We start from the raw sequence: 25,917 nt of genomic DNA on the forward strand, positions 1-25,917 counted from the left end.
TTCCAAGGAATGAGGGAATGCATTGACTACACCTGAAGCTCAAGATTCAAAATGGTCCATTTTAAATAAAGCCCTTCATAGTTCGCAATCTGGTATTATCGTGACGGATCCTTCTTTACCTGATAATCCAATTATTTACCTCAACCAAGGGTTTTCCCTTATGACCGGCTATAAGGAAGAAGAAGTATTAGGGGAAAATTGCCGTTTTCTACAAGGGCCTCTTACAAGCCCGCACCACGTTGATGAAATTCGCAGCGCTATAAGCCGCAATCAGTCAGTTTCTGTTACGCTTGTGAATTATCGAAAAGACGGCTCTTTCTTTCATAATCAGCTAACGATTGACCCGACATATGTAGAAGAAGAAGATAAATACTACTTTATCGGTGTTCAAAAAGACGTAACAATAGAGATTACAGCCCAGGAACAGCTTCAGCAAGCTTTAGAAGAAGTGGAAAGACTATCCACTCCTATTGTGCCAATAGAAGAAGGAATCTCTGTTCTGCCATTAATCGGAACTTTAAATGAGCGGCGTATAGAAATGCTATTTAATAGCTTCACCTCGCGTAACACAAGCAGCAAAGATCGTTACTTAATCTTAGACGTCTCAGGGTTAGCTGGATTTAACGATTCATTCGGCCGTGATATTCTTAATATTTACAATTGGCTGAAGCTAATGGGAACTCAGCTCGTTTTAACAGGAATTTCTCCTAACATGGCCATACATATGAGCACTATAGAAGATGATATGTCCTTTATTTTAGTCTATCAAAGCATTAAAGATGCCTTACCGAAGCTAAAGCTATAAGCACAAGAAGTGGTTCTTTATGAAAAATAGGTAAAATGTATGAATAGGCTAGTTAAAAAATGTTTATTTTTTAATAAATTGGGTTTGAAATTATACAGTTAGGGAAAACAAGGCGTATAGGAAAATAAATGCGCTTCATAATGGATTTATTTATAAGCATCCTCACTCTAGATCAGGGGATGCTTTTATGCCTTTATTTATAAAATAATTAGACTATACATATGTAAGGAGAGTCTTCATGCATAGAAATCAGGACCTATATCATTTTTTAAAAGAACATTCTCTTCAATTAACTGAAGACTGGTACAATCAGCTCGACGATGAAAACGAGTTCTCCGTGTATTCGAGTAAAAATCCAGTAATTGTGAAAGAACTGAAGCAGCAAAATCAAGATTATTTCCAGCATTTATTTGACGTATTTATAAAAGATGAGGAATATTTTTTTTCCGATTTCCAGCAGTGGTCCGTCGAACTTGCGCGTGATCCAAAGCATTTAAGTACGCCTCTTCACTTTGTTATTCGAGAATACTTTAATTCACAAAAAATTGTCGTTAATTACTTAAAGAAGTTTGTCTCTTTGCATTCAGAAGAGGTAAGCGTGGATAAGATATTTATGTGGTATGACATTATTGTTAAAGCATTTGATCTATCTATTTATATCTTTATTCAAGAATATCATAAGAATACGCAAGAACAGTTGAACGCTCAGAAAGAGTTAATTAATGAATTAAGTTCTCCTGTGATCATGCTGCAAAACAAAGTTGCCCTTCTGCCTCTGGTAGGAGATATTGGAACGGTTAAAAGTCAGTTTATTTTAGAAAACACGCTTCAGCAATGCTCAGAAAAAGACGTTGAACATTTATGTATTGACCTGCTCGGTGTAGCTACGATTGACACGATGATGGCACAAGAGATTTTTAATTTGGTAAAAGCTCTTCGTTTAATCGGGGTGCAAACCATTTTATCTGGAATTCGACCGGAAATTTCTCAAACTGCAATTCGCTTAGGGCTTTCATTTGAACAGGTCAAGACTACTTCTTCTCTTGCACAGGCGCTTAATTCTATTAGTTAAACATATGGCTCTCTATTCCAACATAGAGAGCCATATCTATGGCGTTTCAAATTTTACTGGAGTATAGTAGACGCGCCCGATTAACTTTTCACCGTTGTTATCTTTCCAGTCCGCTACGAGTATATACCGATCACTGTTACTGTGAGAGGCAGAAGCTACTGTAATAGCAGATGTTTTTTCGATGTCTTTTTTTTCTACTGTGTTTTCATAAATAGACTGATTGCGAATTTGTTTGTAATAAAGCGCATTAGGTTCTTTACCATCTATTTCAATGGACACTTGACCATCTTGAGAGACGGGAATACTATCTTTCATAACAATTTGTCTAAAATTTTTTCGTTCGCCAAAATCAGCTTCACATTCGGTCCAGCAAAAAAATAAAGGCTTGATGATGGCTTCTTTGCCTTCGGCTATTATTTTTATAGCGGGTGGATAAGGATCTTCAAGCGTTTCAGCTGTAGGAACCTGACATGCGGTTAATGAAAATAAACTAAATAGGATAACCACCACTTTTTTCATACTATGTCCTCCCTTTTTTGTGAACGTGGTGCACGTAAGTGAGTGGGTGCATAGTATACTCTTTCGCCTGAAACCAAAAGATTCCTTTTATAATCAACAAAAAAACAGCTGCCTATTTGTTTAGACAGCTGTTTTTTTCTATTTACTTAGCATGCTTATTTCTTTTTTCATATCTTTTTCTACATATTCCATTAAATCAGATACGTAGGTTTGAAGCGGTTTTGTTGCGTCTTTGTGATCATTCATCGTTAATTCATAAATGCTATCGATATTATCAATCATCAGTTCCATATCATCGATGACGCCCGTATGCTTATACATCGTTTTCATCGTAGGATCAAGGGAAGCTAATTCATTATATTCATAGTTTATCGTATTTGAAATATCATCGAGTTCATTGATAAATTGCTTTTTGGTTTTTTTTTCGGCCATAAGCTGATTATACTCTTTAAAAGCAGTTTGAAGGTTTTTCTGAGAGGCAGTCAATACTTTCAGCTGTTCTCGTCCTAAATAATAATCATAAATACTAGTAACAGTAAAATATCCCCCAAATGTGAGCGCGATTCCGACAACTAAACCTATCCAAAACGTGCTCGTTTTAAAAAAATGTTTCATAATGACTCCTTTTATCTGTGTTCTATGTACGACACTAGCTCATGCTGCTGCTTTTTCCTAGGATACACCAAAAACGAAGTGGAAGCTACACTTTTTTAAAATTTTGTCGAATTTTGTCTCTTGTTTCACAAGCTGCAGCACATTATTTTCCATCTCTATTTCTCCATCTGTATACATCAAATTCGTTAACCGCTGTAAAACCAAGTTTTTCATAGGCTGGCTTTCCTGCACTTGTAGCATGCAAAATACACGTATCTGCCTGTTTTTTTGCTTCAGTAAGAACTTCCTTCAAATAGGCGGTAGCCAGGCCTTTTCTCCTCATATGTCTAGCTGTAGTGATACAGTACAAACCCGCTGTACCGTCATAAAAAAAGAGAGACCCAGCTACAGCTGGCCGGTTGTGGTAAAGACCCAAATATAAGTGATATTGATCAGTGTGCTGCATAAGCTCCCTAAACCTTTCAAGAAAGTCAGCTTGATATTCTTTTGGTTTTTGATAGCCGTCTATGTATACCGTTATCCATTCTTTCAATTCAGCTTCTGTGTGCACTCGCTTACATTGAAACCCTTCTACTCCTGTGTGTACGTATTCTTTTTCTTGAATGTGCTGAATCATTCCGATCCATTTTTCATAAGGAACAAATCCATTTTTATGAAGAACTGGCCTAAGGTTATCATATGAAGATGGACCAACAATCCATAGAGGTTCTTCCCCTTCCGAAGAGCACATCCCTAACGCAGTCTCAATATGACGGGTTCCTGCATATATGCCGCGATTATAAGGAGATGCAGAAATCCATTTCATTTCTGGTGTATCCACCTTCACAGATTTCTTCGTATGCTGAAAATACATCCAGTGCTGAATCAAGTGTTGTTCTACTATATCGCTTTGATTTTTTATTTTCACTTCATGTCTCCTTTCTCTTCTAAACTATGTTCCTTTTTCTATTATATACTAGTTAGTCTATTTTCTATGACTCTATCCCAGTTCTTAAGTCCTTTTCCAAGTTTTTTTTATTTTTTTTGTTATTCTATGAATAGTTTTCTTTTAAGTGGGGTACTAACCTATATAAGCAATACATCATTAAAAAGGAGGATGATATTTATGTCATTTTTATGGGCACTTATTGTAGGTGGTATTATTGGGTGGCTTGCCGGATTAATTACGGGAAGAGACGTTCCAGGAGGTATTATTGGTAACATTATTGCCGGTTTCATCGGTTCTTGGTTAGGTTCAGCTATCTTTGGAAGCTTCGGACCAGTTGTAGGTGGATTTGCTATTATTCCTGCTATTATCGGATCAATCATTTTAGTGTTAATCGTAAGTTTCATCATGAGAAAAATGCGTGGTAGTCATAAACATGCATAATGAATTATTATATTAGAAAAAGAACCTCTGTTGAAAAAGAGGTTCTTTTTTTATATGAAAAATTCTTAAAATTTACTATTTTTAATTTCATAATATTGAAAAATAAACCTATTAATGTTAATTTAACCATAATCACTATAAAAAAAGAGGAATCAACATGCTGCTTTCAACCCATCAAAAAGACAAATCTATGTACCAAATACTAATAGAAGAAATCGAACAGACACGAACGTTAATGATTCAAACGGCTGTCCGTGAAGGAATGACAAGTCCTAACACACTTCAAGTTAGTCAATCATTAGATGCTTTATTAAATAAACTTCAAATTTTCTTCTATCAATAGAAGCCCATGAGTATGTAACCATATCATGGGCTTTTGTTTTATATTAGTCCGCTTGATTAACATATTCCACTGCTTGGTGAAGGCTACTGAAAGTTGTAATATCAGCCAAATCTAACCCTAAGTTCACCATCGTCTGAGCAATTTCAGCACGGATACCGCTTAAAACTACTTGAATGCCTAATAATTTTAAAGCACCAATTACTTTAAAAATTTGGTCCGCTACCATCGTATCAATAATTGGAACGGCGTACAAATCAATAATCAACCAATTTAGCTTATAGTCACTGCCGTGCTGTAGCGCATTTTCCATTAAAATTTGAGCACGATTTGTATCTAAATCCCCAACAAGAGGAATCACGCCAATTTCTTTCGTAATGCGTACTACAGGAATTGATAGTTCATCAATTGCATAGCGCGCGGATTGGATTTTGTTTGCAAAGTCGGTCATATACGATTTACTAACCCAGTGCACGGCCTTATCCACTACTACGTTGAAACGAGAAATAACTTGATAGAAGGCATCAAACGTAAACGTTTCAGCTTTTGCTTCTTCTTTAATAATTTCTCCGATAATATTTCGGTAATAGCTAATTTCTTCTAATGCTACATCTAACGGAAGCTGAAGGGTAACGAGTAAATTCGCTACTTCTCTTCCCCATTCCTCAAGCACTTCAAAGTTTTTTGTATCATTTGTTGATACAGAATCAGCGTATATTTTAATTAAATGAACGCGCCACGGTTCTAACTGTTGTTGAATATCTTTGTCTTCATCTTGTTTTTGTTTTGAGAACTCTTCTTTTTTTTCTAGAATTAAATTCGTAATGTGTTTAAGCTTTTTATCTAATAATAATGACTCCATATTGTTCTCCCGTTAAGAATTTGTTTACTTAAAATGATATCACATATACCGTTGAAAAAAGTAAAACTAAAGGAAAAAGCTTTTAAAAATGAACCGGATGTCCCCTTTTGCGAACAGAATGAGCTAAATTGAGTCTAAAACGTACATAAGCTGAACTTCTTTCCTTTATTTTATCGTTACTTTCACAGTGAATTCTCATACATAACTCTTCAATTTAATGTTGGGCTATCTTAGCATATATGATAAATAGATGAAAAAATGTAAAAGGGTTTGCAGCAAGCATGTCGCATGACAAAATGTGTTTTAGGAAAGACTGAAAAGGAATTCCCTATAAAAAGGAGGTTAGGTATATGTCATTTATTTGGACGCTTATTGTTGGAGGACTTATCGGCTGGCTTGCCGGTGTGTTAACAGGACGAAATGTTCCAGGTGGAATTATCGGAAACATCATCGCTGGGTTCATTGGAGCATGGTTAGGCTCTCTAATTTTTGGAGATTTCGGTCCAGAGATCGGCGGATTCGCAATTGTTCCTGCAATTATTGGTGCTGTTATTTTAGTTTTAATTGTGAGTTTTGTTTTACGCAAAATGCGCGGAAATAATAATCATCGACACGCCTAAATAAAAAAGAGAAATCAGCGTCTTGATTTCTCTTTTTCCCTTACTTCTTATAGCAAAATGTTTTAATAATAGACCTACCTGTAAGTGTAATTCTTTATGGCTACATTTAATAATTGCTGCTTGTCACCTCTGACACTTAATATTTCTACACCCTCATATCAAGCGCGTTAGTAATGAGTAGCTCTGTCCCTTCGAGATCTTCAAGCATATCGGTGAAGACAGCTTCAATATGAACGGGTGCAGTTTTAGCTTTCATTAGACATTGTTTTATAGCTGCTTTCTATTTCGGCTCTACTAATTCAATAAATGATCTTGCTTGTTTGCCCTTTAACTGTGCGTAGTGTGTATCTGTAGCTAATTCAACGGTTTCGTTGTCTAAGTTGACCCACATCCGATAAGATTGTACCTTTATATCCTTTTTGGTTTCTACCGGTTCAAAGTGAAGAATGTAGTTAGGTTTTCGAATCATTTCAGCTTTTTCTTCTCTCCAGGATACATCTTTTAACCACTGCTGCACTTTCTGCACTTGATTTTGGTCTTTCATTTTAACCGCATGGCCATATTGATTATCGGCTATGTATTTTTCGATTACGAGCTTTTGTTCAACAGTACCGCTTGAAGCACTGCTTTGCTGACATCCTGTTATCACCCAACAAATAGCAATGAGAACTACTAATCCAGACCATACTTTTTTCATTTACATCTACCTTTCTTTTTGTAATTGAAATGAGATGTTCTTGCTGAATGATGCTACCAGCTGCTCGTTTTTAAATCTCTTTTTGCATTCTCTTTTCTTCCTATAAATCCCTGCTTCATTTGCTCAAAAAAACTGAATCCCCGAAAGGATCCAGTTTTTCGTTACGATTCGACATCTTCTATGACATGAACAGCGCGAATAGCGGCGTTTACTTTTGTATGTTGAACGTATTCTTTTGCTTCGTGTATCGTCATTGCTTCTACTTCTTGGTAATAAATCACGTTTCCCCATTCATATTCTACTGAATAACGATTTGACTTTTCCACATGGTATCCTCCTTATTGATGAACTAAAATTTGATCAATCAAGCCATATTCTTTTGCTTCATCCGCTGTAAAGAATGTATCTCGATCAGTGTCTTTATTAATCGTTGACAGCGATTGTCCTGTTCGTTCAGACAGAAGTTCATTTAGGTGGTCTTTTAAGCGCAAAATACGCTTCGCTCGAATTTCAATTTCAGCTGCTTGTCCTTTTGCTCCTCCTAGCGGCTGGTGAATCATCACTTCGCTGTTAGGAAGAGCAAAACGTTTCCCTTTTTGACCGCCCGCTAGTAAAACTGAACCCATAGATGCTGCTAGCCCTATACACAATGTACTTACATCTGCACGTATAAGCTGCATCGTATCAAAAATAGCCATGCCCGCTGTAATGGACCCTCCCGGTGAATTAATATAAATGCTAATATCTTTTTCTGGGTTTTCTGCATCTAAAAATAAAAGCTGAGCGATAATGCTAGTAGCCACCTCATCCGTAACTTCACCTGTGAGCATAATCACTCGGTCGAGCAACAGCCTTGAATAAATGTCATAGGCACGCTCTCCTTTACTTGTTTGTTCTACTACATAGGGAGTTAAGTTCATGTGACCGCCTCTTTCCACTGAATTAATACGAGCAAATTTTTTCACTTTTGCACTGACTTCTTGATTTAAAAATGAATCCCCTATCAAATCTTCATCGGTAAATTTAATCATTAGAGAATGTCTTTCTTGCTGTATATGCAAGTGTTCATCGCGGTAAGTCACCGCAACTGCAATCTCTGCCTGTGGATATAAAACGGTCTCTTCCGTGTAGAGCTCTATTAATAAAGGTTCATCGTCAATATGTTTTACTTCGATTTGTCCTTGTGGGTTTTCACAGTACCCATTTAAGTTTCTTGTTTTGAACAAACCTTCGGGCAGCTGAATATCAATCGTGATGTTTTTAACTTTTATTTGCGATTGTTCAAATGTAATACATAGGTGGTTCATTCCTTCTTCTTTTTCCATTACTGATTTTGCTATGGCTAATTTAATCATGCGATGAATGATCCTTTAAAATCTGAGTAACAGACTCAATTACTTTTTGCCGTACGTCTGCTGATAAATTCCGATTCATAGCGACAAACACATCTTCATTGACTTGATGCATTTCTTGATTTTGAATTTGTTTGCTTTGGTAAAGAGGGAGCTGCGCACCTATACTTTTCACTTCTTCCACACTCATTGAACGCAGCGTTTCTTGAATGGAAGCTAGTGACTCCCCTGCTTTTGATAATGTTAAAGCGGCTCGAAAGTAATGAACATGCTGATCTGTATAGACGCGCTTATTTCCCACTAGCTCCAGCGGAGGAACAATTTCTATTTGCGTGTAATACCGCACCGTACGCAGGTTCAAGTCCGCACCTTCATTGTTTAATAATTCCGTAATTTGCTTGCCTGTATATGTTTTCAAACAATCCCCCCTTTTCAGTTACAGTTAACTGTTACACTGTCATTATACTGTAAAGATATTTATTTTACAATTAAAACCATGGTAAATTTTAGATAAAGAAGCGAAGCCTATAAATAAAAAGAACGAACCAAAGAGCCCAGGTCATATACCCGGGCTCTCTTTACTAAGCGAAAAAACAACTGTGTATATTTCAATCTATTCCTCCTGACACTTCTCGTGCTACACTTTAGTTATCTTAAAAAAGGAGAGAACATATGATGGGGAATCCAAGTATAGATTGCTTAGGGTGTCGATTAGCAAATAACCAAGAAAAATCGCATATGATATTTGAAGATTCGTTTGTGACATGCCTGCTAGACCACAAGCCGTTTAAAGAAGGACACCTCTTAATTCTTCCTAAAGCACATGTAGTGGAAATCGACGAATTTGATACTGAACACATACTAGCCGTGATGAATGCAGCGAAGCTAATGACAAAAGCAGTTAAGACGCTTTTTATTCCAGACGGAGTTACTCTCTCTCAAAACGGGGGTATGTTTAACGAGTTAACTCATTTTCACATGCACATCGTTCCGAGATATAAAGAGGAGTGTTTCGGAGATTTTTATACGCAAATTCCCGAATATGCTGAAAATGATGACGTCTTGGCTGCAACAGCTCAGAAAATGCGCCGCGTCATTCAGCAAATGTCTTTATAAAAAAAAAACGGCCTCCTTATGGAAGCCGTTCTCTTTATTGACGATCAAATAATGAACTTCCTGCAATACCAGGGTTCGTCATTTCAAATGGATTTAAAATGAGATCTAATTCCTCTTCTGTTAACACATCGTATTGAAGGCAAAGCTCACGAATTGGTTTTCCTGTTAAAATCGCTTCACGCGCAATACGCGATACGACTTCATAGCCTAAGTGAGGGTTAACAGCTGTAATAATCCCTACGCTTTTTTCTACATATTCTTTCATCCGCGTTTCGTTTGCTTCAATTCCTACTAGACAGTGATCTGTAAAGCTTCTGAAACCGTTGTTCATGATGCTGATTGATTGAAGCAAGTTAAATACAAGCACAGGTTCCATAACGTTAAGCTCCATCTGACCTGCTTCTGAAGCAAGAGAGATCGTTTGGTCATTTCCCATTACTTGAAACGCAATTTGATTGATTAATTCAGCCATAACCGGGTTTACTTTTCCTGGCATGATTGAAGAACCAGGCTGACGAGCAGGAAGGCTGATTTCTCCTAGACCTGCACGAGGACCTGATGCCATTAAACGCAGGTCATTGGCAACTTTAGACATATTCGTCATACAGATTTTAAGCGCCGCAGATACTTCTGTATAAGCATCTGTATTTTGAGTAGCGTCCACTAAATGCTCTGCATGCACAAGCGGCAGACCGCTGATATCAGCTAAGTGTTTGACTACATTTTCAATATAGCGAGGATCTGCATTTAAACCTGTTCCAACAGCTGTCGCCCCCATATTTACTTCATGCAAGTGGTCACGCGTCGCGCTAATACGCTTAATGTCGCGCGCTAACACGCGGCTGTATGCTTCAAACTCTTGACCAAGACGAACGGGTACAGCATCTTGAAGATGCGTACGGCCCATTTTAATCACATGATCAAATTCTTGCGCTTTTCGTTTAAATACATCATGCATATCATTCATTGTAACAAGAAGTTTATTTAATAAGTTCAGCGTTGAAATATGGATAGCCGTTGGAAATACATCATTTGTTGACTGAGACATATTCACATGGCTGTTAGGACTTAATTTACCGTATTCGCCTTTATTGTCTCCCATAATTTCAAGGGCACGGTTTGCAATCACTTCATTAGCATTCATATTCATTGACGTTCCTGCTCCGCCTTGAATAGGATCCACAATAAAGTATTCATGCCACTGACCTGCTAAGATTTCATCAGCTGCTTGCACAATCGCATTTCCAATACCTTCATACAAGCGCTTTGTGTCCATATTTGCAAGCGCTGCCGCTTTTTTTACGATAGCAAGCGCTTTAATCATTTCTTCATGTACTTTATAACCCGTAATCGGGAAATTTTCTACGGCACGTGCGGTTTGTACACCGTAGTATACGTCTGCTGGAATTTGTTTTTCTCCTAGAAAATCAGCTTCTGTACGATATCCTGCTGTTTCTTGTTTCATAGCTGTACCTGCTTTCTTTTTTAATTAATATCTTCTGCAATCGACGTTTCCATCATCTTTTTCACTTGGTGAGGGTCTTTGGTTTGTCCGAGCACCCACATTAATTTAGGAACAATGGCTTCTGTGTTCATGTTTTTTGAGCGAACGACGCTGTCATGATTAATCATTCGGCCTACTTCATAAATGCCCATGTCTTCTCCTTCTTCAAGGCACTGAGTAGTAATGACAACGGATACACCGTGATTTGTCAATTCAATAAGCTTGGCTAAAATATTGCGAACTTGAAATGGAATTCCTCCACTTCCATAGCTTTCAACAACAACGCCTTGATATACATCTTTTAATCCATCGAAAAATTCAGGCTTAATGCCGGGAAACAGTTTGACAACTGCCACATCCGTACAAAGAGATGTATTAACCGTCAACTCTTCTTTACTAGAGCTAACCGATTTTGTATATTCCACCGTATTATCATGGATAGACGCCACGTATGGATAGTTAATGCTTTCAAATGCATCATAACTTTTTGTACGAAGCTTAATTGCTCTTGTGCCTTGAATCACACGACCGTCAAAGATTACATAGACTCCGCCTGTTTCCTCACATGCAAAGCGAATCGCATCTGCAATATTGCGCTTCGCGTCCGTTTTACTAAATGAAATAGGAATTTGAGATCCTGTAATCGCAATTGGTTTTTTAGAATGCTGAAGCATGTAAGAAAGAGCTGCCGATGTGTAGGCCATTGTATCTGTTCCATGGGTAATAACAAAACCATCGTATTCATTATAATGCTCTTCAATCGCTTTTGCCATCTCTATCCAACATTCAGGCTGCATATTTGTACTATCAAGATTCATAAGAGATTTGCTGTCAATTTGACAATGTTCATTTAAATCAGGTATGTAGCTTAGTAATTGATCTGGCTCCATTCCAGGAACAAGTCCATTTTCACCTTCAAGTGAAGCGACCGTTCCGCCAGTTGATAACAATAATAGTTTTTTCAAAACCGACATCCCCTTTGCTTAATTTCTGTAAAAAAACCTGACAATCTATCAAATAAATTATATTCATTTCGCGTACTTCACCTGTAATTATAGTAACCCAAATTCAATAAATCAAGAGAAAAATTATTCGTTTCGCGTACACTTTTCTCTACGGCAATGATATAATGAATAAAAATGTAAATTGGCTCACGGTTTGATTCCAAAGATCTGCGCGCGAGCTGAATGCCTCGGTTTTTTACATACTACACCTACAAAGGAGCGTCATGAATGTTAAGCAGATTAGCTCAACTCAGGAAAGAAAAAAAATGGTCTCTTCAATATACAGCTGACCAGCTTGAAATTGCTAAAAGCACCTACGCAGGATACGAATCTGGCTATCGTCGTCCTTCTCTTGAAGCACTCGTTACAATCGCAGAACTATTTGATACATCAACAGACTATTTGCTAGGTAAGGAAAAGGAACCTCATTCTCCTTCAGATGCACCCATCGAATTAACATCGCCTCAGACTCATAGAATTACGGTCGACGGTGCGGAACTATCTCAAGAAGAAATTCAGCAGCTGACGGCCTTTATTCGTGCTAAAAGACAAATTGAAAAAGAAACTGCACCTTCTTCAATTTAAAGAAGATTAGAAGCAGGTTGCTTCTAATCTTCTAGCTGCATATCTAAATAGGCTACTACTTCTTTTGTTATTTCCTCTTCTGTTTCTTCCATCAGCTCTCCGGTTATCTTGCTGCCTGGGAGCTTCTTCGAAGAACGAATGCCCAAAAATGTGCGTACACAGTGCCAGATAGGAATAAAAAGACCATCTAAAAACTCATCTTTTTCTAAAATACCCACTTGAATAGTGGCGTGATAACCAGGGTGAAAAGGATTTTCCCCTTCACGGATCACATCTACAGAGATCTCCATCCCCTTTTTTTCAAAAGCTTCTTTATATTGTTCATATATGGATTTGAGAAGTTCTTGCATAGACCTTTCAACCTTATGTATATGCTTTTCTAACTGCGGCGTAAATTGTTTTGCGGTGTATTCCATCTATTTCCCTCTTCTTTCGGTTCCCTATCTATTATTTTAGCGACTTTTATTTTATTGTATCATAAGAAAAGCGTTCGTCTGTCTAGCAGAAAACCCCGCTTTTTTGTAGAAAAGCGGGGTTCATACATACCTTTATTAGCAATAGCCTACATTGCTTTATCTTGTTTAGAAGATGATTTTAATTTTTTATTTTTAGTTGGATCTGGCTCATTAGAAGACATGATGATGTTTCCTTCGCCGTTGCACACTTTGCACTTTATCAATCCAAATTTCTTACCGGCTCCTTGGCATTGTGGACAAACATATCGAATTGGCATAAACTGTACCTTCCTTTTTTCTAATTTATACCTGCGCCTTGAAAGCGCCTGTGGTTAGTTTATAGTTTCATTATAAATTGTACAATCCACCCTATCAAGACGTGCCAAATTGCACATCTTTAATGGCAAGAAATTCTTCCTTTCTAAAATTCACCTAAAAAATGAGTCGATAGGCAGGAGAATTTCTATTGTTGTTAAAAGGCAATACGTCAGAGGAAGTTTCTTATTGGATATAATTAGCGAATCCCCGCGCTAAAAATTTTACTTTTTTTCGTGAATCTAAAGGCTAAACAACCGTTTTATCTCGAATTTCTTTTGAAATGGTTACGTCTTTCCAAAGCTGTTCGTATTTATAGCCCGTTAAACTTTCACAAACCGCTTTCGCTTCAGGAGTAACGGCGGTCGCCGGGCCCCCCTTTTTTCTTCTTTCAATTTCAGCTAATAAAATTTTGTGATTTTTCGGACTTATTTTAAACCATATGGTTGCTATAATTCCCATGAGAATTAAAATAGCAGGTACAATCATGAACAGCTTTTGTAAGCCGGCTAGTGTAGACGCTGACTGCTCGGCATTTGGTACATAGCCAATATTCTTTAAGGCAATACCAACAAGAAAAATCGCAAGCGCCTGAGACGATTTTCGAATAAACGACATCAGCCCTGCATACACGCCTTCTCGTCTTTTTGTCGTAATCATCTCATCTACATCTGATACAAACGGCAGTACATTCCATGGAATCATGATCGCTCCCGAATGACCGCTTCCTAAAAAAAATGCCGCTAAGTAAATAAGAACTAACGAGCTATCTGTTGTTAGGAAACTGAATAAAATAATGCCCGTTCCCCAAATGACCATGCTGAAGTTATAGGTTAATTTATTTCCTAACTTAATGGCTATGTACGTAACAAGAGGAATAAATATCACTTGTGTAATTTGCACAAAGCTCAGGGTATCTGCATAAATCGCTTCGCGCAGCATGTAATAGGCAATAAAATAAAAGAAAAGAGCATTAAATACATCCATTGCAATGTAAGATGCTAAATACATGGCAAGGTACACGTTAAACGACTTATTTTTAAATGTACTTCCAAAACTGATAAACAGCTGCTTAAATTCTAACCAAAATCCGTTTTTCTTTTTTCGTTCCACTACTTCTCCGCTATCCCATGTTCCCTTGTAAACAAAAACCCATGGAAGAGCAAAAAGAAGTCCAAAGATAATGCCCATGATTAAATATCCTTGTCCGCCTGGAAATGCATCAATGATTCGTTTCGGGAAAAAAGCACCTAAAAATGAAGCGCCTTGTGAAAAGACCATGCGTATTCCCGTCATTTTCGAACGAATACTATAATCTGTCGTCATTTCTGCTGCTAGCGTATTGTAAGGAACCATGACCATACCAAACGCGGTATTAAATAAAAGATAAGCTAAAATAAAATAGGTGTATTTAAACATATGTGAGCCTTCAATAGGAATCCACAGCATACTGAACGTGATGGCAACTGGAATGATTCCAAAAAGAAAAAAGACTCTTCTTCGTCCTTTTTTTGTCTGAAGATGATCAGATATGTACCCAATGGTTGGATCTAACAAAGCATCCCACACTTTTCCAAGAGCTACAATCGTTCCTGCTTCTACAGGAGAAAGCCCGACTACATCCGTTAAAAACACCATAAACAATGTGCCGATAATAAAAAAGGATCCTCCGCCAAACAAATCCCCAAATCCATACGCTACCATATTACGAAAGCGCACTTGTTTTGTTTTCCCTTGCATATGCAGCCCTCCCCCTGAGTAAATAGACTAGCTTCTTTTGTTATTCACTTTTTTCTATTTTACTAAACTACTCCTTGAAAAATAAGGAATATGTCATCTGTTCTGCTCAAAAAAATAAGATGCTTTCTACTTATATAAGTAGAAAAATAGCTGGGTAAAACGTTCTTCTTTATACCCTATTATAAGTTGACTTTTTGTTCACAGCTGTTATAATTCAACCCATTGCTAGTTATTTAACTATAAAATGCAAACTTGAACATTTGACATCTGAGCTGTGACGAATAAAATAATAAGTATGAAACCTATTGATATCTTTAAAGCATTATCTAATGAAACTCGATTAAATATATTAGAGTGGTTAAAAGAACCTGAAAAGCATTTTAAAGACAAACAAGCACATTTGCCTAAGGAGGTCAGCAGCAGAGGCGGTGTTTGCGTGGGAGATATTCAGGAAAAAGCTCAGCTGTCTCAGTCAACAGTATCCAGCTATCTTTCCATGATGCAAAAAGCAGGTTTGTTAGAGTCAATTCGGCACGGTCAATGGACATACTATCGCCGAAATGAAGAAACGCTTCAAGAGCTTTCTTCATTCTTACGAAAAAAACTTTAACGAGTTTTTTTCACTCATTATATCTATTTTTCTAGATATACAAATATAAAGAAATATTGGAGTGATAAACGTGAAGTTGTTGGTTTATTTAGTTGCGGTTTTAGGCGGCGCTGCTTTAAGTATGGAAGGCGCCATTGCCGGAGAACTCGGAAAAACAGTTGGAAAACTTGAAAGCAGTTATTATATTTTTATCATGGGAACGCTCATTTTAGGTCTGACCACTTTATTTGCTGGAAAGGGAGATCTACCTTACGTCTTAAAAGCGCCTAAGTGGAATTTAACCGGTGGATTATTAGGTACGGTTTATTTAACGATTCTAGTGATTAGTATCCCCTTTATCGGAATTGGTGTTTCAATGGTTGCGGTTATTGTGGGCCAAATGATTACAAGCATGATCATTGAGCATTTTGGTTGGCTTGGCAGCAGCAAAATTAAAATTAACAAAGAACGCGTAATGGCTATTGTATGTATGGGAATTGCGCTTGTACTTATTTTCTAGGAGGGTTTTAAGATGAGTTTATTAATGGTAATACTTACCTTAATAGGAGGATTAACGCTAAGCGCTCAATCTTCTATTAACGGTACTTTAAGTAAAAAAACAGGTACGTTTGAAACAGCTTTTTTAACCTTTGCAACAGGTGCCATGATTTTAACGATTGTCGTGGTCTTCTTTGGACAAGGAAACATTCTCTCTGTTTTTGATGTCCCTAAATGGCAGCTTACTTGCGCTTTATTCGGAGCATCTTATTTGTTTCTAACCGTTTTAGCCGTTCCTAAAATTGGCGTAACAGCAGCTAATATTTCAACTGTTATCGGTCAGTTATTTGCAAGTATGATTATCGACCATTTTGGCTGGTTTGGAAGCAAAGAAGTACCCTTTGATCTATCCCGCTGGATTGGTGTAGCATTTATGTTATTAGCTCTTTATTTTATTTTCAAGGGCAATAAGAAAACAGCAGCATAAAATATTCAGGAAAATAGCCAAGTGTCCCTATGTAAAGGCGCACTTGGCTATTTTTGTACGTAAACCGCGTTTGAATTTTCAATCAATTATTTAGAACATATTTTATTTAAACGAAATTGGTTTTTAATCAGGTGAATTTCACAAAAAACTGTGCATACCTTCATGCCTTTGTTCAAAAGATAAAGATGCAGATCTAGAAAATCAGCTACATAAACGAACAGGTAAGGTGGGTTTTTTCGTGGGAAAATTTTTGTTTTTAGCAGCCTTTGTCTTTTTTTGTTTTACGCTTTCCATTTCCGCAGAAGAAAATATACCAGAAGAAAATATAGAATCACACGTAAGTCAGCCTGTTGTAAAAGATTTTATTTATCAATCTCTTGAACCTTGGGTACATCAAGATATTACTTCTCATTATGAGAAGGTGTACGGTAAACAGCATAAAAAAGTAAAAGTTCGCCCGATTAAAAAAGATGATATCGGAATACAAATGGGTGAAATACAGCCAGGTAAAGGCGGTAAGTTCACTCATATTGTGCGGGTAAAAATCTTAAACTTGAAAGTAAAACCTGAGGGAGAAGATGAATTCTTTGCAACGGATACGCTTATTTACAAAGTGAATATCAACGACCTTTCTGCTGAAAATGATGTAGAAAACGTCGTAAAATTACTCGAGTATAAACATCAAGAAAGATAAAGGCTCAAAAAGCCAATTCTTACCCCTTTTGAAGGTATTTATTCCGCTATTCAAAAGGGGCTTTATTATGAAGTGTGTTTTCTCTTCACAATTTTAGGGAATATAACTACCACTTATCCCCTAATTTTTTCATATTGCTAGTGCATAAGATACGAACTTGATAACTTTTTGTCGGTTTTTATCTATTTCTGTAGGGTTTCCTGTAGGATGAAAAAGAAAGTAAAGCGCTTTAATTGCTATGACAGAAAGGTTGAGGATAGCTGTCCTGCATAACTGAAAATTAATAGGTAGTAAGAACTGCATGTAACGACAAAAGTTGACAGCGAAAGATTTCAGAATAATAATAATAAAGCAACAACGTTTAAACGAAAGACTTATTTTACATGAAAGGTGTTAGTCAGATGAACAATTTACATCGAAGAATGGGAACATTCGCGTTAACCATGACGGGACTTGGATCAATTATTGGTTCCGGCTGGTTATTTGGAGCGTGGCGAGCAGCTCAAATTGCAGGGCCGGCAGCTATTTTATCATGGGTCATTGGAATGGTCGTTATTTTATTTATTGCACTTTCTTACAGTGAATTAGGATCCATGTTTCCCGAAGCCGGCGGGATGGTCAAGTATACGCAGTACTCACACGGTTCGTTTATTGGTTTTATTGCTGCTTGGGCAAACTGGATTGCGATTGTATCCGTTATTCCAGTCGAAGCAGTAGCTTCTGTACAGTATATGAGTTCGTGGCCTTGGAAGTGGGCACAGTGGACAAGCCACCTCGTAGAAAAAGGAACGTTAACTGGCGAAGGATTAGCTATCGCTACTGTGCTATTGATTATTTACTTTTTACTGAATTATTGGACAGTTGGACTATTTTCCAAAGCCAACTCGTTAATTACTATTTTTAAAATTGTTATACCAGGACTTACAATCGGAGCACTTTTATTTGTAGGCTTTCACGGCGAGAACTTCACTTCTGGAAGCAGCATCGCACCAAACGGCTGGGCTAGCGTGCTTACAGCAGTTGCTACGTCTGGGATTGTGTTTGCTTTTAACGGTTTTCAAAGCCCTATTAATATGGCGGGAGAAGCGAAAAATCCGGGCCGCTCTATTCCGATTGCGGTAGTAGGCTCAATTTTAGTTGCTACAGTCATTTATTTGCTTCTACAAATTGCATTTATCGGGGCAGTAAATCCTTCTGATATTGCGAAGGGATGGAGTCATTTAAACTTTAACTCTCCGTTTGCAGATTTAGCCATTGCCCTTAACATTAACTGGCTTGTCATTGTCCTGTATGCAGATGCGTTTGTTTCACCATCTGGAACAGGTATTACGTATACAGCTACTACTGCTCGAATGATTTATGGTATGGAACAAAATAAATATTTGCCAAGTGTCCTAGGACGCCTTCATCCGATTTATGGTGTTCCGCGTCAAGCCATGTTTTTTAACTTAGCTGTTGCTCTTGTCTTTTTGTTTTTATTTCGGGGCTGGGGCGTGCTTGCTGAAATTATTTCAGTCGCTACGCTTATCTCTTACATTACAGGTCCTGTTACGGTTATGACACTAAGACGAACTGGCAGCGATTTATATCGTCCCCTTCGTTTAAAGGGATTAAGCATCATTGCGCCGCTTGGTTTTATTTTTGCCTCTTTAACCTTATATTGGGCGCGCTGGCCGCTAACTGGACAAGTTTTGTTTATTATTTTAATCGGCCTTCCTATTTATTTTTATTATCAAGCAAAGGCTAAATGGAAAGGTTTTCGACAGAACTTCAAAGGCGGCGTATGGATGGTTGTATACTTACTTTGTATGATGACTATTTCCTGGCTTGGAAGCGAAAAGTTTGGCGGCCTTAATGTTATTAAATACGGATGGGATATGGGAATTATTGTTGTTGTTTCTCTTCTCTTCTACACATGGGCTTTAAAAAGCGGCTTCAAAACTGAGTATTTAGAGAATGGAAGAAAAGTAAATGACGACTTAAAAGCAGCAGTGAATGAAACAGCCGCTTCTAAAGAGTCATAACAAAAGCACCTTGCTTATGCAAGGTGCTTCTTAGTGAGCAGTTCTAACTTTTTTCAGCACGTCTTCGATCGTAATTTGATCTAGATGCCTGATTACGCTTTGCTCACTCTCTGTAAAAATGTCGTCCATCACTGTTTGAATGTTTGATTTCACAATACAGTCAGCGTCAGGGTCGCCGCTGCACCAGTGAGGCTTCAACGTTCCTGTCGATATAACTCGGTAAATCAGCCCAAGACTTATTTCAGCAGGGCTGCAGCCTAAAGTATAACCGCCACCTAGCCCTTCTTTTGTCCGAACCAAGTTGTTTTTTCTGAGTGTACTCATTGTTTTGCGAACCCGTGCAGGATTGGTACAGATATTATAAGCAATCGATTCACTGCTTGCTCGGTGATCTGGTAAATTTGCTAGGAACACTAAGCTGTGCACGGCAATGGTAAATTCACTGTTCATCTTCCATAAACCACCTTTTTTCTTTCTCTACTGTAACGTTAAGTGAGACAGTTCGAAAAGTCAAGAGAGCAAGGAGGGAAAGAAGAACTGTAGCTTTATTTATTCACGGTCTTCTTTTTCTATACTTTCTACTTCGTTAGCTGAGTTGATTTCAAGGTATACCGTCTTTTCTTTTAAACTGCCTTTTTCTTCTTTTTCAAAATCTGTGCTTTTTTGATACGTTTTTTTGCCGTTTGGAACTTTTACCGTTATATGTTTGTTACTTTCTTCTATAAAAATACCCACAACTTTACGTTCGTTTCCATCTTGTTCGTACACGCCATCTTTATCTGCTTTTGCTTTTGGAGTTAATTCAATACTAATTGCTTCTTGTGTAGCTGCGTCAATCTCAGCTTCTACTTCTTTATTAAGCATATCTTTTAGCTGTGAGCCTTCCACTTCCATCCCAGAGCTCTTTGGTACTTTAACAAGTTGATCATCAATATTCAGCGTCATTTCTTTTTCAGCGTCTTTTTTTAACGTACCGATCAAGTCAAAATCTTCTTCTTTCCCCTTTTTAATGTCTGGGTCATTGGAATACTGCTGTAGCTTTGTCAATTCTTGACGGTCTTCAATTGGTTTTTCCTCTGCTTTATGATTGTCGGATTTTGTCTTGTTAGCTGGTTCACCTGAACAAGCTGCCGCACTTCCAATCATACATAGAGTGACTAAGGACAGGATTCCTTTTGTTAGCTGTTTTTGCATATGTATTCTCCTTTTTCTTTTTTATTTCCACCTTTATACATATGTAAAACAAAAAAGTGAAATATAACTGCATCACGCCAATCAACAGCTAGAAGCATCTACACACAGGAAACCTACGCTCACCCTACCAATGAAAAAATCCGAACGGATTGAATTCTCTATCAAGAATCAAACCCGTTCGGATTTTCTTTCAACTAAAACACTTTTGTCCTATCTTCTTTTTAAAGCTGCTGTTGCTTCAATATATGATTCGCTTCTTCTAAGTAACTCACATACGCCTGTACTTGTTTATCACCGTAATTATCTAATTCAAACAGCGCTTCTTGTATAAAATTAAAATTATCAATAATATGCTGTGTTTTCATGCCTCGGCTTGTGAGTAAATTGTTTAACCATAAGGCATAGTCCGTAAAAATTTGCAGATTGTCTAACTTATATGTTGTCTCTAAATACTTCATATGATAATGATTATCTTCATGGCATCTTTCTTTGCCGCGCTCTCCGAATTTTTCGAGCAAAGAAGGTTCTAACTCGTAGATTTTCTCCGTTACTCTTTCGACGATCTTATTAACGGGAAGTGAACTCATCGTGCCACCACTTTGTACTGAGAAACTTTTGGGATGACGGCTGCCAGTTCTTGATCAGGGTACTTTTTCTCTAAATCATGAATACGCTTGAAATCTTCGCTTCGTACCCAGCTTAAATAATTCTCTTTCGTATCAAATGTAAGCTGAACGGTGAGCTCCCCTGCTCGCTTATCGTTTTGAAGAAGTAGAAAGTCTACAAATCCTGGAGCCTCGTCGACTGATTTTGAACGATTTTTATAAATTCCAATCACTTCTTCAGCTTTTTCATCCGGTACATTAAATGTTGAAAATACGGTGTACATCTTTGTTCCTCCCTTTATGATACAAAACCTGGGTTCTTTTCTCTTTATTGTACATCATATAGGAGATGAAATGGTGTTACGTTTAGATTTCACTGGGGTTACAGCAGGTCTTTAACTTAAAAGCCCTTTGAAACAGCGTTTCAAAGGGCTTTTTTATCCGTTATTAGTTTTCGATTTTTGTTAATTGTTCTGTATGTGTTTTTACACGTGCTGGATCAATTGTAATACGGGCAACGCCTGAATCCATTGCTGCTTTTGCTACAGACTCTGCTACAGCTGGCGCTACGCGAGGATCAAATGGTCCAGGGATCACGTAATCTGCGTTTAGCTCTTCTTCCGTAATAAGGGCTGCAATTGCTTCAACAGCAGCTTTTTTCATTTCTTCGTTAATATGAGTAGCGCGAACGTCTAACGCACCGCGGAAAATTCCAGGGAATGCAAGAACGTTATTTACTTGGTTAGGGAAGTCTGAACGACCTGTTCCAATAACAGCCGCTCCTGCTTCTTTTGCAGCGTCTGGCTTGATTTCGGGATTAGGATTTGCCATCGCAAAGATAATTGCATCTTCATTCATTAATTTAACCATCTCTTGAGATAATGCATCTGCTGCAGATACGCCGATAAATACATCCGCTCCTTTAATTACATCGCTTAGCGTACCGCTTTCTTTGTTTACGTTTGTATAAGAAGCCACTTCCGCTTTTACTTTGTTCATACCTTGAGGGCGTCCTTCATAAATAGCACCTCTTGTATCACACATAATCATGTCACGTACGCCGTAAGAATAAAGAAGTTTTGTAATAGCAATGCCGGCAGCTCCTGCTCCGTTTAAGACAATTTTTAAGTCTTCCATTGATTTGTTTACAATTTTTAATGCATTTACAAGTCCTGCTACTGTTACGATCGCTGTACCGTGCTGATCATCATGGAACACAGGAATATCTACTTCTTTTTTCAGGCGCTCTTCAATTTCAAAGCACTGTGGAGCTGCGATATCTTCTAAGTTAATGCCTCCGAATGTATGAGCCATTAATTTCACAGTTTCAACAATTTTATCTGTATCTGTTGTATCAAGTGTAATTGGGAATGCATCTACGCCTGCAAAGCTTTTAAATAAAATTGCTTTTCCTTCCATAACGGGAAGTGAAGCCGCAGGTCCGATGTTTCCAAGACCAAGAACAGCAGTACCATTTGTCACAACGCCGACCATGTTTCCTTTCATTGTGTAATCATACACCGTTTCTGGATGTTCATGAATTTCTTTACAAGGTTCTGCTACTCCCGGAGAGTAAGCTAAGCTTAAATCTTGAGCGTTTTGAACTTCAACTTTTGATTTAACTTCTAACTTACCTTGTTTTTCTTGATGCATATGTAGTGCTTGATCACGTAGTGACATAATTGTATTCTCTCCTTTTTTTCTATACATTTAAATTTTTTAATGAATTTATTTAACACTTGCTTTTTATCTCCATAATTGTAAGACAACCTGACTGAATAAATTCACAGACAAGTGCCATTATGAAACAAGAAACATAAAAAGTAAACTATCTTGCTTAAACGACTGCTGCGCTTTGTTAATATAAAGTATAGACGTGTCGGAAACTCTTGTTTGTCTCACTTCAAGTTGTCTGATATACAGACAACTTAGAAAACATACAACTGCTCACTATAGCGCTTTCAAATACGTTTCAGCAAAATCGACGGCTTTAGGCATTGAAAAGAAGTATGCACGTGCTGAACCAATTTTTTCAACTTTTATTCCTTTTGCTTCAATAAACGCTTCACCTATCTCTTCAAACAGTCCTTCTCGAAACTCTAATTCTTTATACGTCCTCCATACTCGCTTTCCTGAATCCATAACTGGAGATCCTTTTTGAATCACGTTTCGATATGGAATTCGATATTCTGCTAGATGAAAAGAAGTATTATTCCCAAACCCGACACCTAATAATAAAACAAAGGCATGTTTTTTGTAAAGCCTTTCAAGAGGAGAATTTTCGCCTAAACTAAATTCAAGGGGATGATCTCTTAAGATGTCTTCGCTGTCCTTTCCCCAAGCGGCGAATGAATACATTGGATGGCTGCTTCTTCTTACGTCAGGATATGTTCGAAAAGTTTCCACAATTTGTCCCATCCCGCTTGTTGGTGTGTACACTGGATCATACGGGGGCATCGTTTCCCGAATAGTTTCCCACCACTCTTTTGGCACAGCCGGATTGCCCCATTCCGATGGATCCGAAAGATCGACCGACTGTGACGGCATCACGATCGTTCCTTCCTCTGTCACAGTCTCCATTAAAGCTTGAACAACGGCTACTGAACCTCCGTTTACCCACCCTAATGAAGATAGTGAAGAATGAACCATGATAGTCATCCCTTGTGTGATGCCTAACCTGCGTAAATCTTCTTTTAACGTGTCTTTCGTTCTAGGATGATCTGTTGCTTGGACAATGTGCTTCATCGTAAGCTCCTTACTTATAGTGCTACTAGAATGTGTTGCTGAACTCTAGCAATATATGTAAAACTTATGTTTCCATAATAGTAAGAATAACAACAATTGTCAAATTATTTAAAGTAATAGAAAAACTTAGTTTTATTCATATCAGTTATCATACAACTGACTTATTGGTAAGGTTTATTCCCTTCAATTATCCTACTATAATAACCGCTACTGAGGTCTTTCAATAAATTAAAAAGAAGAATATTCCTATAAATAAAAGCAATACTAAGGAAGCTATACATATTTACCTATCACTATTTTCAGGAGGAATGTGTACAATGAGCACATCAAAACTTCCGCCGCTCACGTCCTCAGAGCTTGCTAACTTATGGATGACTTATCAGGAAAAAACGATGATTTTGAGGTTCTTAGAATATTTTCTGGAAGATAAACAGGATTACAAAGAACTTTTTGAGCTATATTACAGCCGATCTTTAAAAAGTGTAGCGCAAATAAAAGAAATATTTGAGAACGAAGGCGCTGTTATCCCAATTGGTTTTACGAAAGATGACGTGAATGTAGGAGTTCCTAAGCTATACGACCATATGTTTGAAGTTATGTATATACGCTTAATGTCTCAAATTGAAACAGGACTGTTTGCTTTGCATTCGACCATGTCTTACCGAGAAGATATACGGAATTTCTTTGTAGATGCAACAGCAGAAGCACAGGACATATACAATCAATCCACACAAGTATTGTTAGAAACGGGTGTCATCGCAAAACCCCCATACGTTTCTATGCCGAAGGAAGTTCATTTTGTCCATGCGCAAAATTATATAGGCGGATTGAGCTGGTTTAGCGAAAAAAGATCGTTGAATACCATTGAAGTGTCACTTATTCAACATGCTGTTGATACAAATCTTGTAGGAATGCAGCTGATGATTGGTTTTGCTCAAGTGGCCAACAACAAAGAGGCACAGCAGCATTTTGTCAGGGGTATGAAGCTTTCGAAGAAAATTGAAACAGAATTAGGTGATATTTTACGCCATAGCTACATAGAACCTCCGGCTACTCATGCTGGAAAAGCGACGAATTCAACCGTTCCTCCTTTTTCAGATAAGCTGATGATGTACAATACGAGTCTTTTGAGTACGTTCGGTCTGGGGAGTAACGCCTTAGGAGGAGCCTTTAGTTTAAGAAGTGATTTGCCATTAAAGATGCTACAGCTTGCAAAAGACATTTACAGTTTGGCAAAAGAAGGCGGAAAAATTATGATTCAAAACGGATGGCTTGAAGAGCCTCCTCAAATTGAAGATCGCAATCAGTTAACCAAAAAATAGGTTCTTTGCTACAGGAAAGCTAGCTGCTAAACGTGCAGCTAGTCCTATTTGTTTTTTTAGTATACTGTTTTTGCTACCCTTACATAAAAATTGTTTGCGTTATTTAGAAGCTGTTCCTATCTTTTTCCTAGTCATTTAGCTCATATCTCTACTTAATTTATAACAGAAAAATAAAATAAAAGGGATTTTTTCCAAGCTGCCGAAATCTTTCTATATAAAATAGAAAGGAGAAAAATATGTTTCCTATTCTTTCTACACCTCGCACTAAACTGCGTGAAATAACAGAAGCGGATGCAGATACTATCTTTGACTGCTTTTCTCAGGAAGAAGTTATCAAATATTACGGGCAAGAAAAATTCACAACTTTCCAAGAAGCTTTGGTGCTGATTGATATTTTTGCTGAAAACTACAGAAATCAAAAAGGTTTGCGTTGGGGAATCGAACGGCTCGATACGGGGGAACTAATCGGGACAGTTGGATTGAATCAGTGGAACCAAAAGCATAAGCGCGCGGAAATTGGCTATGAGCTACACCCTCAGCACTGGAGTCACGGCTATGCTTCGGAAGCTGCTTCGGCTGTTATGGCTTATGGATTTGCTACCCTTCAGCTAGTGCGGATTGGAGCTGTTGTGTTTCTTGAAAACAAAGCATCACAGCACGTGCTTGAAAAGCTCGGGTTTCAACAAGAAGGAGTGTTAAAAAACTATATGTATCAAAACGGAAAAGCTCACGATACGTTTGTTTATAGCTCCCTGCCTCCTACATAATAAAAAAAGGATTCTTTTTAAG

The 25,917-nt window shown here is 37.7% G+C and carries 33 protein-coding genes; 14 read left to right on the plus strand and 19 right to left on the minus strand.

Features of this window, described 5'->3' with window-relative positions:
* Positions 1-22 precede the first annotated feature (22 nt).
* Entirely contained in the window at positions 23-805 is a 783-nt protein-coding gene (locus tag ACNHOZ_RS09690) for a PAS domain-containing protein (RefSeq protein WP_048018976.1), read from the plus strand.
* Positions 806-1,043: 238 nt separating this feature from the next.
* Positions 1,044-1,877, plus strand: coding sequence for an STAS domain-containing protein (locus tag ACNHOZ_RS09695; RefSeq protein ID WP_048018975.1), 834 nt, complete (start codon positions 1,044-1,046; stop codon positions 1,875-1,877).
* Between the two features lie 36 nt (positions 1,878-1,913).
* Here ACNHOZ_RS09695 and ACNHOZ_RS09700 read toward each other — a convergent pair whose 3' ends face one another.
* The 3 genes from ACNHOZ_RS09700 to ACNHOZ_RS09710 form a co-directional block, all read right to left on the minus strand.
* Positions 1,914-2,396, minus strand: a complete 483-nt coding sequence (locus ACNHOZ_RS09700) for a hypothetical protein (RefSeq protein ID WP_048018974.1) — start codon at positions 2,394-2,396, stop codon at positions 1,914-1,916.
* A gap of 138 nt (positions 2,397-2,534) precedes the next feature.
* Positions 2,535-3,011: a hypothetical protein gene (locus ACNHOZ_RS09705; RefSeq protein ID WP_014459392.1), complete on the minus strand. Its 477-nt coding sequence runs from the start codon at positions 3,009-3,011 to the stop codon at positions 2,535-2,537.
* A 142-nt stretch (positions 3,012-3,153) separates the two neighbouring features.
* Complete coding sequence (locus ACNHOZ_RS09710; RefSeq protein ID WP_048018973.1) at positions 3,154-3,918, minus strand: GNAT family N-acetyltransferase; 765 nt, start codon at positions 3,916-3,918, stop codon at positions 3,154-3,156.
* 198 nt (positions 3,919-4,116) lie between these two features.
* Between ACNHOZ_RS09710 and ACNHOZ_RS09715 the strand changes: the two genes are divergently transcribed.
* Positions 4,117-4,380, plus strand: a complete 264-nt coding sequence (locus ACNHOZ_RS09715; protein ID WP_013083841.1) for a GlsB/YeaQ/YmgE family stress response membrane protein — start codon at positions 4,117-4,119, stop codon at positions 4,378-4,380.
* Positions 4,381-4,537: 157 nt separating this feature from the next.
* Positions 4,538-4,723, plus strand: coding sequence for an aspartyl-phosphate phosphatase Spo0E family protein (locus ACNHOZ_RS09720; protein ID WP_028414380.1), 186 nt, complete (start codon positions 4,538-4,540; stop codon positions 4,721-4,723).
* Positions 4,724-4,766: 43 nt separating this feature from the next.
* Here ACNHOZ_RS09720 and ACNHOZ_RS09725 read toward each other — a convergent pair whose 3' ends face one another.
* Positions 4,767-5,582 (minus strand): STAS domain-containing protein, encoded by an 816-nt coding sequence (locus ACNHOZ_RS09725; RefSeq protein ID WP_047750531.1) that lies wholly within the window; start codon positions 5,580-5,582, stop codon positions 4,767-4,769.
* A gap of 350 nt (positions 5,583-5,932) precedes the next feature.
* Here ACNHOZ_RS09725 and ACNHOZ_RS09730 point away from each other — a divergent pair, with 350 nt between their 5' ends.
* Positions 5,933-6,202 carry a GlsB/YeaQ/YmgE family stress response membrane protein gene (locus ACNHOZ_RS09730; protein WP_048018972.1) on the plus strand — a complete coding sequence of 90 codons (270 nt, stop codon included), beginning with the start codon at positions 5,933-5,935 and terminating at the stop codon, positions 6,200-6,202.
* A 280-nt stretch (positions 6,203-6,482) separates the two neighbouring features.
* On the opposite strand, the gene ACNHOZ_RS09735 is transcribed toward ACNHOZ_RS09730, so the two are convergent.
* The 4 genes from ACNHOZ_RS09735 to ACNHOZ_RS09750 all read right to left on the minus strand — a co-directional run bounded on the left by ACNHOZ_RS09735 (position 6,483) and on the right by ACNHOZ_RS09750 (position 8,669).
* Positions 6,483-6,899 carry a hypothetical protein gene (locus ACNHOZ_RS09735; protein ID WP_028414382.1) on the minus strand — a complete coding sequence of 139 codons (417 nt, stop codon included), beginning with the start codon at positions 6,897-6,899 and terminating at the stop codon, positions 6,483-6,485.
* A gap of 161 nt (positions 6,900-7,060) precedes the next feature.
* Positions 7,061-7,225, minus strand: a complete 165-nt coding sequence (locus tag ACNHOZ_RS09740) for a hypothetical protein (protein WP_165573521.1) — start codon at positions 7,223-7,225, stop codon at positions 7,061-7,063.
* 12 nt (positions 7,226-7,237) lie between these two features.
* A complete protein-coding gene (gene clpP / locus ACNHOZ_RS09745; RefSeq protein WP_028414383.1) occupies positions 7,238-7,819 on the minus strand; it encodes an ATP-dependent Clp endopeptidase proteolytic subunit ClpP in 582 nt (193 codons plus the stop codon).
* 427 nt (positions 7,820-8,246) lie between these two features.
* Positions 8,247-8,669, minus strand: a complete 423-nt coding sequence (locus ACNHOZ_RS09750) for a MerR family transcriptional regulator (protein ID WP_034270210.1) — start codon at positions 8,667-8,669, stop codon at positions 8,247-8,249.
* 254 nt (positions 8,670-8,923) lie between these two features.
* On the opposite strand from ACNHOZ_RS09750, the gene ACNHOZ_RS09755 reads away from it, so the two are divergent.
* A complete protein-coding gene (locus ACNHOZ_RS09755; RefSeq protein ID WP_080968590.1) occupies positions 8,924-9,367 on the plus strand; it encodes an HIT family protein in 444 nt (147 codons plus the stop codon).
* Between the two features lie 34 nt (positions 9,368-9,401).
* Here ACNHOZ_RS09755 and aspA read toward each other — a convergent pair whose 3' ends face one another.
* A complete protein-coding gene (gene aspA, locus ACNHOZ_RS09760) occupies positions 9,402-10,832 on the minus strand; it encodes an aspartate ammonia-lyase (RefSeq protein ID WP_048018971.1) in 1,431 nt (476 codons plus the stop codon).
* Positions 10,833-10,852: 20 nt separating this feature from the next.
* On the minus strand, positions 10,853-11,836 hold the full coding sequence (locus ACNHOZ_RS09765; RefSeq protein ID WP_048018970.1) for an asparaginase: 984 nt from the start codon (positions 11,834-11,836) through the stop codon (positions 10,853-10,855).
* Between the two features lie 267 nt (positions 11,837-12,103).
* Here ACNHOZ_RS09765 and ACNHOZ_RS09770 point away from each other — a divergent pair, with 267 nt between their 5' ends.
* Entirely contained in the window at positions 12,104-12,460 is a 357-nt protein-coding gene (locus ACNHOZ_RS09770) for a helix-turn-helix domain-containing protein (protein ID WP_028414387.1), read from the plus strand.
* 23 nt (positions 12,461-12,483) lie between these two features.
* On the opposite strand, the gene ACNHOZ_RS09775 is transcribed toward ACNHOZ_RS09770, so the two are convergent.
* The 3 genes from ACNHOZ_RS09775 to ACNHOZ_RS09785 all read right to left on the minus strand — a co-directional run bounded on the left by ACNHOZ_RS09775 (position 12,484) and on the right by ACNHOZ_RS09785 (position 14,970).
* The gene (locus ACNHOZ_RS09775; RefSeq protein ID WP_028414388.1) at positions 12,484-12,876 is read right to left on the minus strand and encodes a hypothetical protein; all 393 of its coding nucleotides are present in this window, start codon (positions 12,874-12,876) and stop codon (positions 12,484-12,486) included.
* 146 nt (positions 12,877-13,022) lie between these two features.
* The gene (locus ACNHOZ_RS09780) at positions 13,023-13,193 is read right to left on the minus strand and encodes a hypothetical protein (RefSeq protein ID WP_013083852.1); all 171 of its coding nucleotides are present in this window, start codon (positions 13,191-13,193) and stop codon (positions 13,023-13,025) included.
* A gap of 286 nt (positions 13,194-13,479) precedes the next feature.
* Complete coding sequence (locus ACNHOZ_RS09785) at positions 13,480-14,970, minus strand: MFS transporter (RefSeq protein WP_255901494.1); 1,491 nt, start codon at positions 14,968-14,970, stop codon at positions 13,480-13,482.
* A 295-nt stretch (positions 14,971-15,265) separates the two neighbouring features.
* Here ACNHOZ_RS09785 and ACNHOZ_RS09790 point away from each other — a divergent pair, with 295 nt between their 5' ends.
* The 5 genes from ACNHOZ_RS09790 to ACNHOZ_RS09810 all read left to right on the plus strand — a co-directional run bounded on the left by ACNHOZ_RS09790 (position 15,266) and on the right by ACNHOZ_RS09810 (position 19,262).
* Complete coding sequence (locus ACNHOZ_RS09790; protein WP_013083854.1) at positions 15,266-15,580, plus strand: ArsR/SmtB family transcription factor; 315 nt, start codon at positions 15,266-15,268, stop codon at positions 15,578-15,580.
* Between the two features lie 70 nt (positions 15,581-15,650).
* Positions 15,651-16,079, plus strand: coding sequence for a DMT family transporter (locus ACNHOZ_RS09795; RefSeq protein WP_028409192.1), 429 nt, complete (start codon positions 15,651-15,653; stop codon positions 16,077-16,079).
* Between the two features lie 12 nt (positions 16,080-16,091).
* Positions 16,092-16,544, plus strand: coding sequence for a DMT family transporter (locus ACNHOZ_RS09800; protein ID WP_013057779.1), 453 nt, complete (start codon positions 16,092-16,094; stop codon positions 16,542-16,544).
* A gap of 238 nt (positions 16,545-16,782) precedes the next feature.
* Positions 16,783-17,238: a hypothetical protein gene (locus ACNHOZ_RS09805; protein WP_028414391.1), complete on the plus strand. Its 456-nt coding sequence runs from the start codon at positions 16,783-16,785 to the stop codon at positions 17,236-17,238.
* Positions 17,239-17,639: 401 nt separating this feature from the next.
* Positions 17,640-19,262: an APC family permease gene (locus ACNHOZ_RS09810; RefSeq protein WP_028414392.1), complete on the plus strand. Its 1,623-nt coding sequence runs from the start codon at positions 17,640-17,642 to the stop codon at positions 19,260-19,262.
* A gap of 30 nt (positions 19,263-19,292) precedes the next feature.
* Here the strand turns inward: ACNHOZ_RS09810 and ACNHOZ_RS09815 are convergent, their stop codons facing one another.
* From ACNHOZ_RS09815 to ACNHOZ_RS09840, 6 genes are all read right to left on the minus strand, one after another.
* Positions 19,293-19,712, minus strand: a complete 420-nt coding sequence (locus tag ACNHOZ_RS09815; RefSeq protein WP_028414393.1) for an Rrf2 family transcriptional regulator — start codon at positions 19,710-19,712, stop codon at positions 19,293-19,295.
* A 99-nt stretch (positions 19,713-19,811) separates the two neighbouring features.
* Complete coding sequence (locus tag ACNHOZ_RS09820) at positions 19,812-20,456, minus strand: hypothetical protein (protein WP_168760992.1); 645 nt, start codon at positions 20,454-20,456, stop codon at positions 19,812-19,814.
* Between the two features lie 221 nt (positions 20,457-20,677).
* Positions 20,678-21,043: a hypothetical protein gene (locus ACNHOZ_RS09825; RefSeq protein WP_255901498.1), complete on the minus strand. Its 366-nt coding sequence runs from the start codon at positions 21,041-21,043 to the stop codon at positions 20,678-20,680.
* Positions 21,040-21,345, minus strand: coding sequence for an antibiotic biosynthesis monooxygenase family protein (locus tag ACNHOZ_RS09830; protein WP_013057785.1), 306 nt, complete (start codon positions 21,343-21,345; stop codon positions 21,040-21,042). The genes ACNHOZ_RS09825 and ACNHOZ_RS09830 overlap by 4 nt, the downstream gene beginning before the upstream one ends.
* Positions 21,346-21,508: 163 nt before the next feature.
* Entirely contained in the window at positions 21,509-22,741 is a 1,233-nt protein-coding gene (locus ACNHOZ_RS09835; RefSeq protein WP_447697110.1) for an NAD(P)-dependent malic enzyme, read from the minus strand.
* 270 nt (positions 22,742-23,011) lie between these two features.
* On the minus strand, positions 23,012-23,806 hold the full coding sequence (locus ACNHOZ_RS09840) for an aminoglycoside N(3)-acetyltransferase (protein WP_048018965.1): 795 nt from the start codon (positions 23,804-23,806) through the stop codon (positions 23,012-23,014).
* A gap of 317 nt (positions 23,807-24,123) precedes the next feature.
* Between ACNHOZ_RS09840 and ACNHOZ_RS09845 the strand changes: the two genes are divergently transcribed.
* Both ACNHOZ_RS09845 and ACNHOZ_RS09850 read left to right on the plus strand, forming a co-directional pair.
* Positions 24,124-25,128 (plus strand): DUF3231 family protein, encoded by a 1,005-nt coding sequence (locus ACNHOZ_RS09845; RefSeq protein ID WP_045293334.1) that lies wholly within the window; start codon positions 24,124-24,126, stop codon positions 25,126-25,128.
* 236 nt (positions 25,129-25,364) lie between these two features.
* Complete coding sequence (locus ACNHOZ_RS09850; protein ID WP_048018963.1) at positions 25,365-25,895, plus strand: GNAT family N-acetyltransferase; 531 nt, start codon at positions 25,365-25,367, stop codon at positions 25,893-25,895.
* The last annotated feature ends 22 nt before the right edge of the window (positions 25,896-25,917 follow it).

It is taken from the genome of Priestia sp. D51, assembly GCF_053345675.1.

Bases quoted from the DNA above. Each gene is read 5' to 3' on its own strand.
- ACNHOZ_RS09695 (WP_048018975.1), top strand. From the start codon at position 1,044: ATGCATAGAAATCAGGACCTATATCATTTTTTAAAAGAACATTCTCTT.
- ACNHOZ_RS09700 (WP_048018974.1), bottom strand. From the start codon at position 2,396: ATGAAAAAAGTGGTGGTTATCCTATTTAGTTTATTTTCATTAACCGCA.
- ACNHOZ_RS09705 (WP_014459392.1), bottom strand. From the start codon at position 3,011: ATGAAACATTTTTTTAAAACGAGCACGTTTTGGATAGGTTTAGTTGTC.
- ACNHOZ_RS09715 (WP_013083841.1), top strand. From the start codon at position 4,117: ATGTCATTTTTATGGGCACTTATTGTAGGTGGTATTATTGGGTGGCTT.
- ACNHOZ_RS09720 (WP_028414380.1), top strand. From the start codon at position 4,538: ATGCTGCTTTCAACCCATCAAAAAGACAAATCTATGTACCAAATACTA.
- ACNHOZ_RS09725 (WP_047750531.1), bottom strand. From the start codon at position 5,582: ATGGAGTCATTATTATTAGATAAAAAGCTTAAACACATTACGAATTTA.
- ACNHOZ_RS09730 (WP_048018972.1), top strand. From the start codon at position 5,933: ATGTCATTTATTTGGACGCTTATTGTTGGAGGACTTATCGGCTGGCTT.
- ACNHOZ_RS09735 (WP_028414382.1), bottom strand. From the start codon at position 6,899: ATGAAAAAAGTATGGTCTGGATTAGTAGTTCTCATTGCTATTTGTTGG.
- clpP (WP_028414383.1), bottom strand. From the start codon at position 7,819: ATGAACTTAACTCCCTATGTAGTAGAACAAACAAGTAAAGGAGAGCGT.
- ACNHOZ_RS09755 (WP_080968590.1), top strand. From the start codon at position 8,924: ATGATGGGGAATCCAAGTATAGATTGCTTAGGGTGTCGATTAGCAAAT.
- aspA (WP_048018971.1), bottom strand. From the start codon at position 10,832: ATGAAACAAGAAACAGCAGGATATCGTACAGAAGCTGATTTTCTAGGA.
- ACNHOZ_RS09770 (WP_028414387.1), top strand. From the start codon at position 12,104: ATGTTAAGCAGATTAGCTCAACTCAGGAAAGAAAAAAAATGGTCTCTT.
- ACNHOZ_RS09775 (WP_028414388.1), bottom strand. From the start codon at position 12,876: ATGGAATACACCGCAAAACAATTTACGCCGCAGTTAGAAAAGCATATA.
- ACNHOZ_RS09780 (WP_013083852.1), bottom strand. From the start codon at position 13,193: ATGCCAATTCGATATGTTTGTCCACAATGCCAAGGAGCCGGTAAGAAA.
- ACNHOZ_RS09785 (WP_255901494.1), bottom strand. From the start codon at position 14,970: ATGCAAGGGAAAACAAAACAAGTGCGCTTTCGTAATATGGTAGCGTAT.
- ACNHOZ_RS09790 (WP_013083854.1), top strand. From the start codon at position 15,266: ATGAAACCTATTGATATCTTTAAAGCATTATCTAATGAAACTCGATTA.
- ACNHOZ_RS09800 (WP_013057779.1), top strand. From the start codon at position 16,092: ATGAGTTTATTAATGGTAATACTTACCTTAATAGGAGGATTAACGCTA.
- ACNHOZ_RS09810 (WP_028414392.1), top strand. From the start codon at position 17,640: ATGAACAATTTACATCGAAGAATGGGAACATTCGCGTTAACCATGACG.
- ACNHOZ_RS09815 (WP_028414393.1), bottom strand. From the start codon at position 19,712: ATGAACAGTGAATTTACCATTGCCGTGCACAGCTTAGTGTTCCTAGCA.
- ACNHOZ_RS09820 (WP_168760992.1), bottom strand. From the start codon at position 20,456: ATGCAAAAACAGCTAACAAAAGGAATCCTGTCCTTAGTCACTCTATGT.
- ACNHOZ_RS09825 (WP_255901498.1), bottom strand. From the start codon at position 21,043: ATGAGTTCACTTCCCGTTAATAAGATCGTCGAAAGAGTAACGGAGAAA.
- ACNHOZ_RS09830 (WP_013057785.1), bottom strand. From the start codon at position 21,345: ATGTACACCGTATTTTCAACATTTAATGTACCGGATGAAAAAGCTGAA.
- ACNHOZ_RS09835 (WP_447697110.1), bottom strand. From the start codon at position 22,741: ATGTCACTACGTGATCAAGCACTACATATGCATCAAGAAAAACAAGGT.
- ACNHOZ_RS09840 (WP_048018965.1), bottom strand. From the start codon at position 23,806: ATGAAGCACATTGTCCAAGCAACAGATCATCCTAGAACGAAAGACACG.
- ACNHOZ_RS09845 (WP_045293334.1), top strand. From the start codon at position 24,124: ATGAGCACATCAAAACTTCCGCCGCTCACGTCCTCAGAGCTTGCTAAC.
- ACNHOZ_RS09850 (WP_048018963.1), top strand. From the start codon at position 25,365: ATGTTTCCTATTCTTTCTACACCTCGCACTAAACTGCGTGAAATAACA.